At 68.5% G+C, this 14,954-nt stretch carries 17 protein-coding genes; 12 read left to right on the top strand and 5 right to left on the bottom strand.

Going from position 1 to position 14,954, the window contains the following annotated elements; all coding sequences use genetic code 11:
• Positions 1 to 11 precede the first annotated feature (11 nt).
• From ABQE44_RS00795 to ABQE44_RS00810, 4 genes are all read left to right on the top strand, one after another.
• A complete protein-coding gene (locus ABQE44_RS00795; RefSeq protein WP_448427792.1) occupies positions 12 to 578 on the top strand; it encodes a TetR/AcrR family transcriptional regulator in 567 nt (188 codons plus the stop codon).
• Positions 579 to 588: 10 nt separating this feature from the next.
• Positions 589 to 1,086 (top strand): glutathione peroxidase, encoded by a 498-nt coding sequence (locus ABQE44_RS00800; protein WP_448393605.1) that lies wholly within the window; start codon positions 589 to 591, stop codon positions 1,084 to 1,086.
• A gap of 68 nt (positions 1,087 to 1,154) precedes the next feature.
• On the top strand, positions 1,155 to 1,859 hold the full coding sequence (locus tag ABQE44_RS00805; protein WP_448427794.1) for a DUF2334 domain-containing protein: 705 nt from the start codon (positions 1,155 to 1,157) through the stop codon (positions 1,857 to 1,859).
• A 24-nt stretch (positions 1,860 to 1,883) separates the two neighbouring features.
• Positions 1,884 to 3,521 carry an FAD-binding dehydrogenase gene (locus tag ABQE44_RS00810; RefSeq protein ID WP_448427796.1) on the top strand — a complete coding sequence of 546 codons (1,638 nt, stop codon included), beginning with the start codon at positions 1,884 to 1,886 and terminating at the stop codon, positions 3,519 to 3,521.
• 63 nt (positions 3,522 to 3,584) lie between these two features.
• Here ABQE44_RS00810 and ABQE44_RS00815 read toward each other — a convergent pair whose 3' ends face one another.
• A complete protein-coding gene (locus ABQE44_RS00815) occupies positions 3,585 to 4,268 on the bottom strand; it encodes an MBL fold metallo-hydrolase (RefSeq protein ID WP_448427798.1) in 684 nt (227 codons plus the stop codon).
• Between the two features lie 45 nt (positions 4,269 to 4,313).
• On the opposite strand from ABQE44_RS00815, the gene ABQE44_RS00820 reads away from it, so the two are divergent.
• From ABQE44_RS00820 to purQ, 3 genes are read left to right on the top strand one after another with little or no spacing between them, the layout of a single operon-like run.
• Positions 4,314 to 4,979 (top strand): ATPase, encoded by a 666-nt coding sequence (locus ABQE44_RS00820; RefSeq protein WP_448393609.1) that lies wholly within the window; start codon positions 4,314 to 4,316, stop codon positions 4,977 to 4,979.
• A gap of 36 nt (positions 4,980 to 5,015) precedes the next feature.
• Positions 5,016 to 5,255, top strand: a complete 240-nt coding sequence (gene purS, locus ABQE44_RS00825) for a phosphoribosylformylglycinamidine synthase subunit PurS (protein WP_448393610.1) — start codon at positions 5,016 to 5,018, stop codon at positions 5,253 to 5,255.
• Complete coding sequence (gene purQ / locus ABQE44_RS00830) at positions 5,252 to 5,926, top strand: phosphoribosylformylglycinamidine synthase subunit PurQ (RefSeq protein ID WP_448393611.1); 675 nt, start codon at positions 5,252 to 5,254, stop codon at positions 5,924 to 5,926. Before purS ends, purQ begins: the two co-directional genes overlap by 4 nt.
• A gap of 18 nt (positions 5,927 to 5,944) precedes the next feature.
• Here purQ and ABQE44_RS00835 read toward each other — a convergent pair whose 3' ends face one another.
• Both ABQE44_RS00835 and ABQE44_RS00840 read right to left on the bottom strand, forming a co-directional pair.
• On the bottom strand, positions 5,945 to 6,748 hold the full coding sequence (locus ABQE44_RS00835; RefSeq protein ID WP_448393612.1) for a family 1 encapsulin nanocompartment shell protein: 804 nt from the start codon (positions 6,746 to 6,748) through the stop codon (positions 5,945 to 5,947).
• Positions 6,745 to 7,785 (bottom strand): Dyp-type peroxidase, encoded by a 1,041-nt coding sequence (locus ABQE44_RS00840; RefSeq protein ID WP_448393613.1) that lies wholly within the window; start codon positions 7,783 to 7,785, stop codon positions 6,745 to 6,747. Before ABQE44_RS00840 ends, ABQE44_RS00835 begins: the two co-directional genes overlap by 4 nt.
• A gap of 42 nt (positions 7,786 to 7,827) precedes the next feature.
• On the opposite strand from ABQE44_RS00840, the gene ABQE44_RS00845 reads away from it, so the two are divergent.
• Positions 7,828 to 9,105 (top strand): M18 family aminopeptidase, encoded by a 1,278-nt coding sequence (locus ABQE44_RS00845; RefSeq protein ID WP_448427800.1) that lies wholly within the window; start codon positions 7,828 to 7,830, stop codon positions 9,103 to 9,105.
• Positions 9,106 to 9,112: 7 nt separating this feature from the next.
• Here the strand turns inward: ABQE44_RS00845 and ABQE44_RS00850 are convergent, their stop codons facing one another.
• Positions 9,113 to 9,502, bottom strand: coding sequence for a nuclear transport factor 2 family protein (locus ABQE44_RS00850; protein ID WP_448427802.1), 390 nt, complete (start codon positions 9,500 to 9,502; stop codon positions 9,113 to 9,115).
• A gap of 63 nt (positions 9,503 to 9,565) precedes the next feature.
• Between ABQE44_RS00850 and ABQE44_RS00855 the strand changes: the two genes are divergently transcribed.
• Positions 9,566 to 9,916: a VOC family protein gene (locus ABQE44_RS00855; protein ID WP_448427804.1), complete on the top strand. Its 351-nt coding sequence runs from the start codon at positions 9,566 to 9,568 to the stop codon at positions 9,914 to 9,916.
• 6 nt (positions 9,917 to 9,922) lie between these two features.
• Here ABQE44_RS00855 and ABQE44_RS00860 read toward each other — a convergent pair whose 3' ends face one another.
• Positions 9,923 to 10,153, bottom strand: a complete 231-nt coding sequence (locus tag ABQE44_RS00860; protein ID WP_448427806.1) for a hypothetical protein — start codon at positions 10,151 to 10,153, stop codon at positions 9,923 to 9,925.
• Positions 10,154 to 10,262: 109 nt separating this feature from the next.
• Between ABQE44_RS00860 and purL the strand changes: the two genes are divergently transcribed.
• The 3 genes from purL to ABQE44_RS00875 are packed head-to-tail and all read left to right on the top strand — an operon-like array spanning position 10,263 to position 14,943.
• Positions 10,263 to 12,569: a phosphoribosylformylglycinamidine synthase subunit PurL gene (gene purL, locus ABQE44_RS00865; RefSeq protein ID WP_448393618.1), complete on the top strand. Its 2,307-nt coding sequence runs from the start codon at positions 10,263 to 10,265 to the stop codon at positions 12,567 to 12,569.
• Positions 12,566 to 14,296 carry an alpha/beta hydrolase gene (locus ABQE44_RS00870; protein WP_448427808.1) on the top strand — a complete coding sequence of 577 codons (1,731 nt, stop codon included), beginning with the start codon at positions 12,566 to 12,568 and terminating at the stop codon, positions 14,294 to 14,296. The genes purL and ABQE44_RS00870 overlap by 4 nt, the downstream gene beginning before the upstream one ends.
• Positions 14,293 to 14,943, top strand: a complete 651-nt coding sequence (locus tag ABQE44_RS00875; RefSeq protein WP_448427810.1) for an Rv0804 family intramembrane glutamic endopeptidase — start codon at positions 14,293 to 14,295, stop codon at positions 14,941 to 14,943. The genes ABQE44_RS00870 and ABQE44_RS00875 overlap by 4 nt, the downstream gene beginning before the upstream one ends.
• Positions 14,944 to 14,954: the final 11 nt, after the last annotated feature.

A 14,954-nucleotide genomic window follows, 5' to 3' on the forward strand; every position in this document is an offset into this window, starting at 1 on the left:
ATGCTGGCCCCGTGAGCAAGGCGTCCTATCACCACGGCGACCTCAAGGCCGTCATCCTGGCCCAGGCCGCCGACCTGGTGGCCGAGCGCGGCGCCGACGGCATCTCGCTGCGCGAACTGGCCCGGGCCGCCGGCGTCTCGCACGCCGCGCCCGCACACCACTTCGCCGACCGCCGCGGGTTGTTCACCGCGCTGGCGGCCGAAGGTTGGCGGTTGCTGGCTGCCGAACTCGCCGACGCCCGAGGAGAGTTCATCGACGCCGCGTTGGCCTATGTGCGGTTCGCGCTGGGCCACTCCGGTCACTACGCGGTGATGTTCGACCGCGCCCTGGTCAACCCCGGAGACCCCGAGTTGACGGCCGCGGTGGGCGCGGCCGGCACCGAGCTCGCGCAAGGCGTCGGCACCCTCGGCGACTCCCGCGCCGTCGGCGACCCGCAAGCCGCGGCGCTTGCGGCATGGTCTCTGGTACACGGCTTTTCGCTGCTGTGGCTGAACGGCAACATTCCAGCGATCGACACCGGCGACGATCCGATCGCGTTGGTGCACCGAGTCGCGGGGATGCTTTTCAAAAGCGAGTAGCGTGCCAGTCATGACCGACACACCGCTGACCGATATCCCGCTGACCACACTCGACGGCAAGAACACCACGCTCGGCCAGTTGGCCGACGGCGCCGCGCTGGTGGTCAACGTCGCCTCCAAGTGCGGCCTCACCCCGCAGTACACGGCGCTGGAACAGTTGGCGAAGGACTACCGCGACCGTGGACTCACCGTCATCGGCGTGCCGTGCAACCAGTTCATGGGACAGGAGCCCGGCACGGCCGAGGAGATCGGCGAGTTCTGCTCGACCACCTACGGTGTGACGTTTCCGCTGCTGGCCAAGACCGACGTCAACGGCGCAGAGCGGCATCCACTGTACGAACAGCTGACCAAGACACCCGACGCCGACGGCGAGGCCGGCGACATCCAGTGGAACTTCGAGAAATTCCTGCTGGCCCCTGACGGCAAGGTGGCCAAGCGGTTCCGGCCGCGCACCGAACCCGACGCGCCCGAGGTGATCGCGGCCATCGAAGAGGTCTTGCCGAAGTAAACCAGCGGCCACCTGGCGTCGACGTGTCAGACACCGTCGCGACACCTGGCGTTGCCACAGTGGGGCGCGTGGCTGGACAACTCATCGTCTCGATCTGCGGGATCAGCGACCGCACCCTGGCCGACGTCGACGCGTTCTGTGCCCAGCTGGACACGCGCGGTGTGCCCGCGTCGTTTCTGGTTGCGCCCCGGCTCAAGGGCGGCTACCGGCTCGAGGCCGACGCGCCCACCGTGGACTGGCTGAGGACCCGCCGCGCCGGCGGTGACGCCGTCGTGCTGCACGGCTTCGACGAAGCCGCCACCAAGAAGCGCCGCGGCGAGTTCGCGACGCTACCCGCGCACGAGGCGAACTTGCGGCTGATGGGTGCCGGCCGGGTGATGGAACACGCCGGGCTGCGCACCAGGATTTTCGCCGCACCCGGGTGGGCCCTGTCGACGGGGACGACGACGGCGTTGCCGCGCAATGGGTTCCGGCTTGTTGCCGGGCTGAGCGGCATCACCGACCTGGTCCGTGCGACGACGGTGCGCGCCCGGGTGCTCGGTATCGGCGAGGGTTTCCTTTCCGAACCCTGGTGGTGCCGGACGCTGGTGCTGTCCGCGCAACGCACGGCGCGCCGCGGCGGCGTCGTGCGGATCGCGGTCGCCGCACGCCAGCTCCGCAGGCCCGGGCCACGGCAGGCGATGCTCGACGCCGTCGACCTCGCGCTACTGCACCACTGCACCGGCAGCGTGTATCAGTGGCCGACGTACCGGGCAATGCCGGCCGCGGCGTAGCACCTGACCGCTAACGTGGCGGCCATGGCAGATGCTGACGTCATCGTCGTGGGAGCGGGGCTGGCCGGGCTGGTGGCGGCGTGCGAAGTCGCCGAACGCGGCAAGCGGGTGCTGATCGTGGACCAGGAGAACGCCAACAACCTCGGCGGTCAGGCGTACTGGTCGTTCGGCGGGCTGTTCTTCGTCGACAGTCCCGAACAGCGCAGGCTCGGTATCCGTGACAGCCATGAGCTCGCGCTGCAGGACTGGCTGGGCACCGCCGGATTCGACCGGCCAGAAGACCACTGGCCCCGGCGGTGGGCGCACGCCTACGTCGACTTCGCGGCCGGTGAGAAGCGTAGCTGGTTGCGCGAGCGTGGATTACAGACCTTTCCGCTCGTCGGCTGGGCCGAACGCGGTGGCTACGACGCACGCGGGCACGGCAACTCGGTGCCCCGGTTCCACATCACCTGGGGCACCGGGCCCGCCATCGTCGACGTCTTCGCGCGCCGGCTGCTCGACTCACCCGCCGTCACGTTCAGATATCGCCACCGCGTCGATGAGCTGATCGTCGAAGGTGGCGCCGTGGTCGGGGTGCGCGGCACCGTGCTCGAGCCGTCCGACGACGCACGCGGTATCGCGTCGTCGCGAAATCCCGTCGGCAACTTCGATTTCCGCGCCCAAGCGGTCGTCGTCGCCAGCGGCGGCATCGGCGGCAACCACGATCTGGTGCGGCAGAACTGGCCCAAGCGGATGGGCCGGGTGCCCGACCAGTTGCTCTCCGGTGTGCCCGCGCACGTCGATGGCCGGATGATCGGCGTCACCGAGACGGCGGGCGGGCGTGTCATCAACAGCGACCGGATGTGGCACTACACCGAGGGCATCACCAACTACGACCCGGTCTGGCCGATGCACGGCATCCGCATCCTGCCGGGCCCGTCGTCGCTGTGGTTGGACGCGCACGGCAACCGCCTGCCCGCGCCGCTGTATCCGGGTTTCGACACCCTCGGCACGCTGGAACACATTGCGCGCACGGGCCAGGATTACACCTGGTTCGTGCTCAACGCCCGCATCATCGCCAAGGAGTTCGCGCTGTCGGGCCAGGAGCAAAACCCCGATCTGACCGGCCGCAGCATCGCCGCGGTGCTGCGCCGGGTGCGTCCGGGCGCGCCGCCGCCGGTGCAGGCGTTCGTCGACCGTGGCGTGGACTTCGTCAGTGCGAACACGTTGCGCGACTTGGTGTCTGCCATGAACGACGTGCCCGACGTGCTGCCGCTGGACTACGCGACGGTGGAAGCCGAAGTCACCGCCCGCGACCGCGAGGTGGTCAACAAGTTCACCAAGGACACCCAGATCGCCGCCATCCGGGTGGCGCGCAACTATCTGGGCGACCGGGTCAGCCGCGTCGTCGCCCCGCGCCGGCTCACCGACCCCAAAGTCGGCCCGCTGATCGCCGTCAAGCTGCATATCTTGACGCGGAAGTCGTTGGGCGGGTTGGAAACCGACCTGGACTCGCGGGTGCTCAAAGCCGACGGAAGCGTGTTCGACGGGCTGTTTGCGGCGGGGGAGGCCGCTGGGTTCGGCGGCGGCGGCGTACACGGCTACCGGTCGCTGGAGGGCACGTTTCTCGGCGGCTGCATCTTCTCCGGTCGGGCCGCGGGCCGCGCCGCCGCCTCCACTTAGCGCGAGCAGACGCGAAGTCGCACAAAACCGGGGGCAAACGTGCGAGTTTGTGTCTGCTCGCGGTCAGAAGGTGACGCCGTTCTCCTCGGGCAGCACCTGGAAATCGGTGTCGGTCATCTCCGAGAGCCGGCCGTAGAAGATGCCGCGGGCGCTGGGATCGATGATGCCCTGGTGGATCGGCACCGCATGTGTCGGCGCGACGGCCCGCAGGTAGTCCACCGCTTCGGAGATCTTCATCCACGGCGCGGCCGCAGGCGTCGCGAGCACGTCGACCGGCTCGCCCGGGATGTACAGCGCGTCGCCCGGATGCATCAGCCGGGCGGCATGGGATCCGTCGTCGACGAGGTAGGAGATGTTGTCGATCACGGGGATCTCGGGATGGATCACCGCATGTTGGCCGCCGGCGCCGCGCACGGTCAGGTGGCCGATCTGCAACTCATCGCCGACCTGCACGGCCTGCCACGGCCCACCGAGCTGCGCGGCGGTCTGCGGGTCGGCGTACAACGCGGCCTGCGGGTTCGCGTCGAGCAGGGCGGGTAGCCGCTCGGTGTCGGCGTGATCGGCGTGCTGATGGGTGATCAGGATCGCCGAGAGGCCCGTGATGCCCTCGAAGCCGTGCGAGAAGACGCCCGGATCGAAAAGAACGGTGGTGCCGGAATCCCCGGAATCCCCGGAATCCCCGGAATCCCCGGAATCCGTTGTGAACGTCGCGAGTAAGCATGAATGGCCGAAATGCGTCAATTCCATACCTAATATTGTGGCGGCCTAAGGCTGTCAGGGGGTGGTTCAAGCGTGCGGATGATGCTCGCGGTGCTCCTGGCGGCCTGTGGACTGGCCGTCATACCAGGTCCGCCGGTACACGCCGCCCCAGACATCTGCCCGCCGGCCTGCAACACCATCCCCGACTCGGCGTGGATGGTGTCCACCGCGATCCCGCTGTACCCGGTCTATCGCTGGCCAGGGCTCGCCGAGCTGGCCGTCACCGCCACCGCGCCGCGTTTCGCGTTCGAACAGGCCTGCGCCAGCCCGCCCGTCATCGCCGACCCCCGCGACCACGCCGTCGCCGCGCAGGCGGCGGTGCCCAACCCGCCCGGCGAATGGCAGCTGCAGGCGCAGGTGGTGCACTGGCGCGGCCCGGTGTCCCAGGGCGGCCCGACGGCGACGCAGACGTTCGAGCAGGCCAAAACCCGGCTGCGCAGCTGCCAGCTGACCGCGCCGTTCGTCTCGCCGTCGATCACCACCGACCAACCCGATCGGCTCGCGGCGGTGATCAGCGTGGCGGGCCAGCAGATCATGCGGCAGTACCTGCTGGCCCACCCCGACAGCAGCACCATCGTCGAGCTGGCGATGTGGTCGACGCTGCCGGCGCGGGTGCCCTGGTCGCCGGTTCCCGACGTGCAGATCTTCGACGCCATGGCGACCCCGCTGTGCGGGGCCTACCTCGGATCGTGCCGATGAGACCAGGGCGCTGAACTCGCCGGTACAGTTGTCGCCGTGGCAAAGGTGGTGGTGCACGTGATGCCCAAGGCGGAAATCCTCGATCCGCAGGGCCAGGCGATCGTCGGCGCGTTGAGCCGTCTCGGGTACAACGGCGTCTCAGATGTGCGGCAGGGCAAGCGATTTGAACTCGAGGTCGACGACAGCATCGATGACGACACGTTGGCGCAAATTGCCGAATCGCTGTTGGCGAACACCGTCATCGAGGACTGGTCGGTGAGCAGGGAGCAGTCATGAGTACACGTGTGGGGGTCATCACATTTCCCGGCACGCTCGACGACATCGACGCCGCGCGGGCCGTGCGGTTAGCCGGCGGCACCGCGGTGAACCTCTGGCACGCCGACGCCGACCTCAAGAACGTCGACGCCGTGATCGTGCCCGGCGGCTTCTCCTACGGCGATTATCTGCGCGCGGGCGCCATCGCGAAGTTTGCGCCGGTGATGGGCGAAGTGGTGGCCGCCGCGAAACACGGCATGCCAGTGTTGGGCATCTGCAACGGTTTTCAGGTGCTCTGCGAGGCGGGCCTGCTGCCCGGCGCGCTGACCCGCAATGCCGGTTTGCATTTCGTGTGCCGTGACCTGTGGCTGCAGGTGGCCTCCAACTCCACGGCGTGGACGTCGCGTTACGACCTCGGCGCCGACATCCTGGTGCCGCTGAAATCCGGTGAGGGCCGCTACGTCGCCAGCGAGCAGGTGCTCGACGAACTCGAGGGCGAGGACCGTGTGGTGTTCCGCTACCGGGACAACCCCAACGGCTCCCAACGCGATATCGCCGGGATCTGCTCGCAGAACCGCCGGGTCGTCGGGCTGATGCCGCACCCCGAACACGCCACCGAGGCGCTGACCGGCCCGTCCGACGACGGATTGGGCATCTTCTACTCCGCGCTGGACTCGGTGCTCGCGGCCTGAGTCTCGCGGCAGATGGGGTCAGCCGGCGGTCAGGGCGACCGAGGCCTCCGAGGTGTAGCACAGGAACGTCAGCGTCTCTTCGAGGTAGAGCTGCACGGTGCCTGCATCGTGTGACAGGTAGCCGATCGCCACGTCGGTGCCGATCTGCAGATCGAAATCGCCGCCGCGGGTGGACAGCACGAACGCGCCGTCGATGGCGGGCGCCCAGATGATGTCGCCGCCGCCGATCAGCCGGTTGAGATGCTCACGGATCGGATAGCCGTGCTCGGTGGTTTCGCTGACCTTGGTGTAGGCCTCCGCCGACAGCAGCACCGAATACGGCCCTCCGACACCGGACAGCCGCAGTTCCGACAACGCCTGGGCCATGACGTCGGCGAAGTCGCGTGGATCGTCGGGCAGCGCGAGCGCCGGGTTGGAGCTGCACTGGCGGATGCCCTCGATGGCGGCGGCCGCGTACCCCTCGAAAATCGCCCGGTCTTCGACGAACGCCAGCGTCTGGGCGGCCTCCTTGACCGGATCCCAGTCAGAGTCCTGCGCACCGCGCTCGACGTCGTCGATCGCGGTGCGCGTCACCGTGAAGGGCACCCGCAGCCGCACCAGCGGCTTGCTCTCGCGCAGGTGGGCCACCACGCCCTCCCCGGGCGGCGCCACGTCACGCAGATGTCCGGTGGTCACCGCGGCCATCACCGGTCCGCCCGGTTCGCTGACGTCGACGACCCGACGTCCGGCGATGTGCCGCCGAAACGTCCGGGTCGCCTCCTGCTCGATTTCGGCCCAGGCCACCTCGGTGATCGGAGCGAGGTCGCGATACAGGTTGTTCATGGCGTTCCTTTCAGGCTGCCGATCGAAAGCGAACCGGCATAGCTGGCCGGGGCTGCCACGGTAGGCGACGGGGATTGATCGGATGCCGCTGAATTGGGCAGCGGCGGTGGGTTATTGAGGAAGTCGACGATCGGGGTGAAAAACATCGAGCCCGTCACCGCGGTGGAAAAGTCCAGCAGTCGGTCGGTGTTGCCGGGCGGATCGCCGAGGAACATGTTCTCCAGCATCCGTTCGGTGACCTCGGGCGTGCGTGAGTAACCGATGAAATAGGTGCCGAACTCACCCTTGCCGATCTCGCCGAACGGCATGTTGTGGCGCACGATCTTGAGTTCTTCACCCTCGTCGTCCTCGATGACGTTCAGTGCCACATGGGAGTTCGCGGGTTTGACCGCGTCGTCGAGTTCGATGTCGTCCTGCTTGGTGCGGCCGATGATCCGTTCCTGCTCGGATGTCGGAAGCGCGGCCCACGCCTCCATGTCGTGCGTGTACTTCTGCACGTGCACATAGCAGCCGCCCGCGAAATCGGGATGCTCCCCATCATCTGGGCCGATTTGCGTCGCGCTGCGCGCCAGTGGGCCGTCGGGGTTCTCGGTGCCGTCGACGAAACCCAACAGGTCGCGGTTGTCGAAAAACCGGAAGCCGTGCACCTCGTCGACGACGGTCAACGCGCCCTCGGTCGCGGCGATGAGTCGGCTCGCCAGGTCGAAGCACACATCCATCGACTCGGCCCGGATGTGAAACAACACGTCTCCCGGGGTCGACGGGGCGTGGTGGCGGGGCCCGTCGAGCGCGATGAACGGATGCAGTTCGGCGGGCCGCGGCCCGGAGAACAACCGGTCCCAGGCGTCGGAGCCGATCGACGTCACCACCGAGAGGTTCTTGGTCGGATCGCGAAATCCGATCGCGCGCACCAGCGCCGAGATATCGGGCAGCGCCTGGTGCACGGCCTGCTCGCCACCCTCGTCGATGGTCGCCACCAGAAATATGGCCGCCGGGGTGAGCGGCGCCAGCACAGGCTGCGGTAAGGGGTCGGGCACGGTTCGACCCTAGATCAAGATCGTCAGCGATGATGAATAACCATGACGGCAAGTCCAGAGGCCCTGTGTGAGTTCATCGATGCGTCACCGTCACCATTTCACGTCTGCGCGACGGTGGCCGAGCGGTTGCGGTCGGCGGGGTTCCGAGAGCTGGCCGAAGGCGAAGGGTGGCCTTCCGCCGCGAGCGGCGAATCCAGCTCCGATGGCCGTTTCTTCAGCGTCCGCGCCGGCTCGCTGCTCGCATGGCAGACCGGTGAGCCTGGTGTGCCGTTCCGCATCGTCGGCGCCCACACCGACAGCCCCAATCTGCGCGTCAAACAGCATCCCGACCGGTTCGTCGCTGGCTGGCAGGTGGCCGCGCTGCAGCCCTACGGCGGCGCGTGGCTGAACTCGTGGCTGGACCGGGATCTCGGCATCAGCGGGCGGCTTTCGGTGCGCGACGGCAACCGGCTCGCGCACCCGCTGGTGCGGATCGACGAGCCGATCCTGCGGGTGCCGCAGCTGGCCATCCACCTGGCCGAGGATCGCAAGGCCGTGGCGCTGGACCCGCAGCGCCACGTCAACGCGGTCTGGGGCGTCGGCGGCGGGCCGCGGTCGGTTCTGGGCTATGTCGCCGAACGGGCCGGCGTCGACGTCGACGATGTGCTGGGCGCCGACCTGATGACCCACGACCTGACACCGTCGCGGCTGATCGGCGCGGGCAATGAACTGGTCAGCGCACCGCGGCTGGACAACCAGGCCAGCTGCTACGCGGGCCTCGAGGCGTTTCTGGCCGCCGAACCGGGCGACTACACACCGGTGCTGGTGCTGTTCGACCACGAAGAGGTCGGCTCGCAGTCCGACCACGGCGCACAGTCCGAGTTCTTGCTGACCGTGCTGGAGCGCATCACGTTGAGCCAGGGCGGCGGCCGCGAGGAGTTCCTGCGCCGGCTGCCGGGCTCGATGGTGGCCTCCGGCGACATGGCCCACGCCACGCACCCGAACTACCCGGAGCGCCACGAGCCCGCGCACCTCATCGAAGTCAACGCCGGCCCGGTGCTCAAGGTGCACCCCAACCTGCGTTATGCCACCGACGGGCGCACCGCGGCGGCGTTCGCGCTGGCCTGCGCGCAAGCCGGGGTGCCGTTGCAGCGCTACGAGCACCGCGCCGACCTGCCGTGCGGATCGACGGTCGGGCCGATGACATCGGCGCGCACCGGCATTCCGACCGTCGACGTGGGCGCGCCGCAGCTCGCCATGCATTCGGCGCGTGAGCTGATGGGCGCCGCCGACGTCGCGGCCTACGCCGCGGCGCTTCAGGCGTTCCTGGCGCCGGCCTGACCCAGGTCTAGGACTCGTCGACCTGGTCGTAGCGGATGACGTTCTCGACCACGATGCCGTCGCGGGTGCGGACCCGGTCGAGCCCGCGGATCAGAACCGGGCCGTCGGGGCCGGTGCCGTGGCCGGTGTAGTGCAGGAACACCAGCTGCTCGCCGGGCGCCCGGCCCGGTACGGTTGCGCTGTCGAGCAGCCGCAGCCGCAGATTGGGGATGGCGGCCACGAGCTCGGCGATCTTGCTGACGTAGGCCTCGCGGCCGCGGACCGGCGTCGGCTCGCCCTGCCAGTAGCCGACGATGTCCTCGGCGAGGACGTCTTCGATCGGTGTTGCGGTCGGTGCGGCCCAGAAGGCCGCCCACATCTCGGCGCTGAACTTCGGTGGGATTTGGATGGTTGTCATGCGTTGAGCCTGCGCGCGCCGCGGCGGGCGCTCAATTACGCGCGAGGTAATAGGGTCAGCGGCATGGCTCTTAACGTGGAAATGGTCACGCTGGACTGCGATGATCCCGAAGCGCTGGCCCGGTGGTGGGCGCAGGCGGTGGGCGGTGAAGTAACCGCCTTTGCGCCAGGCGAATTCGTGACCGTCACCCGCGCAGGCGGGCCGACGCTGGGTTTTCAGCGGGTGCCCGATCCGACGCTGGGCAAGAACAAGATGCACATCGACTTCACGGCCGCTGACGTGGAGGGCGAAGTCAAGCGGCTGGTCGGGTTGGGTGCCCGCGAAACCGGCAGGCACAGCTTCGGTGCCGACTTTCGCTGGGTGGTGCTCGCCGATCCCGCGGGCAACGCGTTCTGTATCGGTGCTGCCGGCTGAGCCTGCTCAGCCCAGCCGCTGCGCGAGTAGCTGCTTGGCCATCTCGGCGCCCTTGCGGCTGTCGGCCTGCGCCTTCTGGAACAGCTCGACCACTGCGTTGTCACCGTCGCGTTTGGCGTCTTCGATGTAGGTTTCCATCTTCAACGCGTTCTCCAAGCACTGCTCGGTGTACCAGATCAGGTTGTAGTTCTTGTCTTTGGTTCCGGTCACCTGGCCGGTTTCGGTCGCTGTAGTCATGGGTCACCTTCCTTCCGTATTTCGTGTGACACAGTTCGGCTACCCGCCGCGGCGGTGCGGAAACCCGTGTCAAACCGATGCCGGCGGTGCCCCAAACTAGACTGGTGGCGTGACGTCCGGGCTTCCTGCTGAGGTCGACACTGTCGACCACGCCGCCGCCACCCCAGAACACCCGCAGCCGTTCCGCGAACTCGGTCTCAAGGACGATGAGTACGAGCGGATCCGCGAGATTCTGGGGCGACGGCCCACCGACGCCGAACTGGCGATGTACTCGGTGATGTGGAGCGAACACTGCTCCTACAAATCCTCGAAGGTACATCTGCGCTACTTCGGCGAGACCACCACCGAGCAGATGCGCCAGTCGATGCTGGCCGGCATCGGTGAGAACGCCGGCGTGGTGGACATCGGTGACGGCTGGGCGGCCACGTTCAAGGTGGAATCGCACAACCACCCGTCCTACATCGAGCCGTACCAGGGTGCCGCGACCGGCGTTGGCGGCATCGTGCGCGACATCATGGCGATGGGTGCACGGCCCGTCGCGGTGATGGACCAGCTTCGGTTCGGCGCCGCTGACGCACCCGATACCCGCCGTGTGCTCGACGGGGTGGTGCGCGGTATCGGCGGCTACGGTAACTCCCTGGGCCTGCCCAACATCGGCGGCGAAACCGTGTTCGACGCCTCATACGCAGGCAACCCGTTGGTGAACGCGCTGTGCGTCGGGGTGCTGCGCAAGGAAGACCTGCACCTGGCGTTCGCTTCCGGAACCGGCAACAAGATCATCCTGTTCGGCGCGCGCACCGGCCTGGACGGTATCGGCGGTGTGTCGGTGCTGGCCTCGGAGACGTTCGGCGGTGACGAGGCAGGCGCGGGCCGCAAGAAGCTGCCGAGCGTGCAGGTGGGCGACCCCTTCATGGAGAAGGTGCTGATCGAGTGCTGCCTCGAGCTGTACGCCAACGATCTGGTGGTCGGGATCCAGGACCTCGGCGGAGCCGGATTGTCCTGCGCCACCTCAGAACTCGCGTCAGCAGGCGACGGCGGGATGACGGTCGAGCTGGACAAGGTGCCGCTGCGCGCGGCGAACATGACGCCCGCCGAGATCCTGTCCAGCGAATCGCAGGAGCGGATGTGCGCCGTCGTCACACCGGAAAACGTGGAGAAGTTCCTCGAGGTCTGCCGCAAGTGGGAGGTGCTGGCCACCGTCATCGGTGAGGTGACCGACGGTGATCGGCTCCGCATCACCTGGCACGGCCAGACCGTCGTCGACGTGCCGCCGCGCACGGTGGCGCATCAGGGCCCGGTCTACGAACGCCCGGTGCAGCGGCCCGACACCCAGGACGCATTGAACGCCGACACGTCGGCAAAGCTGCGGCGGCCGGCCACCGGCGAGGACCTGAAGGCGACTTTGCTTGCGCTGCTTTCAAGTCCGCACCTGTGCAGCCGCGCGTTCATCACCGAGCAGTACGACCGCTACGTGCGAGGCAACACCGTGCTCGCCGAGAACGCCGACGGCGGCATGCTGCGCGTCGACGAGACGACCGGGCGCGGCATCGCGATCTCGACCGACGCGTCGGGCCGCTACACCGCGCTGGACCCGTACGCCGGCGCGCAACTGGCGCTGGCCGAGGCGTACCGCAACGTCGCGGTCACCGGCGCCACCCCGATCGCGGTAACCAACTGCCTCAACTTCGGCTCACCGGAGGACCCGGCGGTCATGTGGCAGTTCAGCGAGGCGGTCCGCGGTCTGGCCGACGGCTGTGTCGCGCTTGGTATCCCGGTCACCGGCGGCAACGTCAGCTTCTACAACCAGACCGGTGCCACCGCGATCCTGCCGACCCCGGTCGTCGGCGTGCTCGGCGTCATCGACGAGGTGAAGCGCCGCATCCCCACCGGTTTCGGCGCCGAACCGGGCGAAACGCTGATCCTGCTCGGCGACACCCGCGACGAATTCGACGGCTCGATTTGGGCGCAGGTCACCGCCGACCACCTCGGCGGGCTGCCGCCGAAGGTCGACCTGCAACGCGAGAAACTGCTCGCCGACGTGCTCACCGCCGCCTCACGCGACGGGCTGGTCTCCGCGGCCCACGACCTGTCCGAAGGCGGGCTCATCCAGGCCGTGGTCGAGTCCGCGCTGGCCGGTGAAACCGGTTGCCGCATCGTGCTTCCCGAAGGTTGGCAAGAAGGCACAGCCCCCTTCACCTTCCTCTTCTCGGAGTCGGCGGGCAGGGTGCTCGTCGCCGTGCCGCGCACCGAGGAAAGCCGGTTCCGGGCCATGTGCGAGGCCCGTGGGTTGCCCGCCACCCGCATCGGGGTCGTCGACCAGGGCAGCCAGGCCGTGGAGGTACAAGACCACTTCACGGTCAGTCTGGAGGATCTGCGCAGCACGTCGGAGGGCGTGCTACCCAGGTTGTTCGGGTGAACCAGCGCACCGACGACGAACGACATCCGGTATACGTCTGGGCCTGGCGCCTGCTTCGCCTGGACTTCGTCGGTATCGCCTTCGGTGCGCTGTTCTTCTGCCTGTCGCTGACCCCGTCGTTGCTGCCGCGCGGCTGGCTGTTTCAGGGTGGGATCGGCGGCCTGAACGCCGCGATCGGCTACGGCATCGGGGTGTTCGCCGGAACCCTTCTGCATCGCTTCGTCTTACGGCGCGCGCAGTGGTGGCCGCCGCCGAAACGGGTGCTGCGGCTGCTCAAGACCGTGGTCGTGGTCGGCGCAATCGCGGCCTGCCTGCTGATGCTGGTGCCCGCGGCGGCGTGGCAGCGGCACATCTCGGCGAAGATGGGCATCGAAGGCCCGGAGACCCCGGCCTACCTGCGCACCCTGACGATCGCGATCCTCGTCGCCGCGGTATGCGTGGCCGTGTCCCGTTTGCTGCTCGACGTAATCAAGACCATGGCACGGTTTTTCATCAGGCGCTGGCGCCTCAACGACGAAGTGGCCCTGTTCATCGGGACGGCCATCGTCGTGGTGCTGGTCATCCTGTTGGTCAACGGCGTGCTCATCCGCGGTTTTCTGGCCGGCGCCAACCGCGTGTTCCAGCCGCAGAACACCACTACCAGAGCGGGCGTCACCCAACCGCTGGAACCCGAAAGATCCGGCAGCCCAGAGTCTTTCGCCGGGTGGGACACCCTGGGATATCAGGGCAGGAACTTCGTGGGCACCGGACCCGACGTCGACGAGCTGACCCGGCTCAACGGCGCCCCGGCCAAGGTGCCCATCCGCGTCTACGTCGGCCTGCAGACCGCCGACACCGACGAGGAGCGGATGGCCGTGCTGCTCAGCGAACTCGAGCGCACCGGCGCGTTCGACCGCAAGGTGCTGGTGATCATCCCGACCACCGGCACCGGCTGGGTGAACCCGATCGCCGCACGCGCGGTAGAGATGATGTACAACGGCGACACCGCGCTGGTCGCATCGCAGTATTCCTTTCTGCCGAGCTGGATTTCGTTTCTCGGCGACCGGCAGAAGTCGATGGAGTCCGGACGCATGATGATCGACGCCGTCCAGCAGCGGTGGGCTCAGCAGCCCCCGGACCGGCGGCCCGACCTCATGCTGTACGGCGAAAGCCTCGGCTCGATGGCGGGTCAGGCCGCGTTCAGCTGGCTGCCCGACATCTCGCAGATGGGCTTCTCGTCGGTGCTGTGGGTGGGCCCGCCCAATGCCAGCCCGCTGTGGCGGGCGCTCATCGAGCGGCGCGATCCCGGCACACCGGTGGTCGAACCCCGCTACGACGACGGCCGCACGGTGCGCTTCTCCCAGGCCACTGACGTCGAACAGATCGCGCAGGTCACCGAGAAACCGTGGCACGGCACCCGGGTGCTGTTCCTGCAGCACCCGTCCGATCCGATCGTGTGGTGGTCGGAGGATCTGTTGTTCACCCGACCGGACTGGCTCAGCGAGCCCCCGGGCATCGACCGCTCCGCGACGATGCGGTGGTATCCGATCGTGACGTTCTGGCAGGTCGCCGCCGATATGACCAACGCCAGCTCGGTGCCGGACGGACACGGCCACAACTACGGCGAGTACATCCTCGACGGCTGGGCCGCTGTCGCCCCGCCCGACGGCTGGACATCCGAGGACACCGAACGTATGCGCCTGGCGTTGCACGAGTCCATGGCCGCGGCCGAAGACACCCCCAAGTGACCGGCGGTAAGCGGACGGCAGCGCTGGGCCTGGCCGCCGGGCTCGTCGGCTGGAGCCTGGTGCTGCCCCGGTTGCCGTCGCGCTGGCATCCCGGCCCGCAGGCCGGGGTCGCCACCGCGCTCGCGGCGCTCACCCGGGCCGAGCTGGGGCTGCGGCCACCGCGGGTGTGGCAGGGCCTGCGGCTGGGCGGGGCCACGGCCGCGGCGGTCACGGCAGCCGTCGCCGCGACCACCGCGGTCCCGAGGGCGCGACGCGAACTCAGCGGTCGCGAGGTACCCGCCGGGGTGGCGCGCTGGCTGCTGCTGGGCATACCGCTGGGCACGGTGTGGTCGGAGGAGGTGGCCTACCGGGGCGTGCTCGGCACCGTCGCGGCCGACGCGTTCGGGCCGACCGGCGGCAGGCTCCTGCAGTCGGCCGCGTTCGGCCTGTCGCACGTCGCCGACGCGCGCGGTACGGGGACGCCGGTGCTGCCCACGGTGCTGGTGACCGGCGCGGCGGGCTGGCTGTTCGGGTGGCTGCACGACCGCGCGGGCAGCCTGCTGACGCCGATGCTCGCGCACTTGGCCGTCAACGAAGCCGGCGCCGTGGCGGCGCTGGGGGTGCAGTATCGGGTGCGAGCAGACGCAAAAGCGTACGAAACTGGCTGAAAAAGCAACAC

This window comes from Mycolicibacterium sp. XJ2546, from assembly GCF_053483195.1.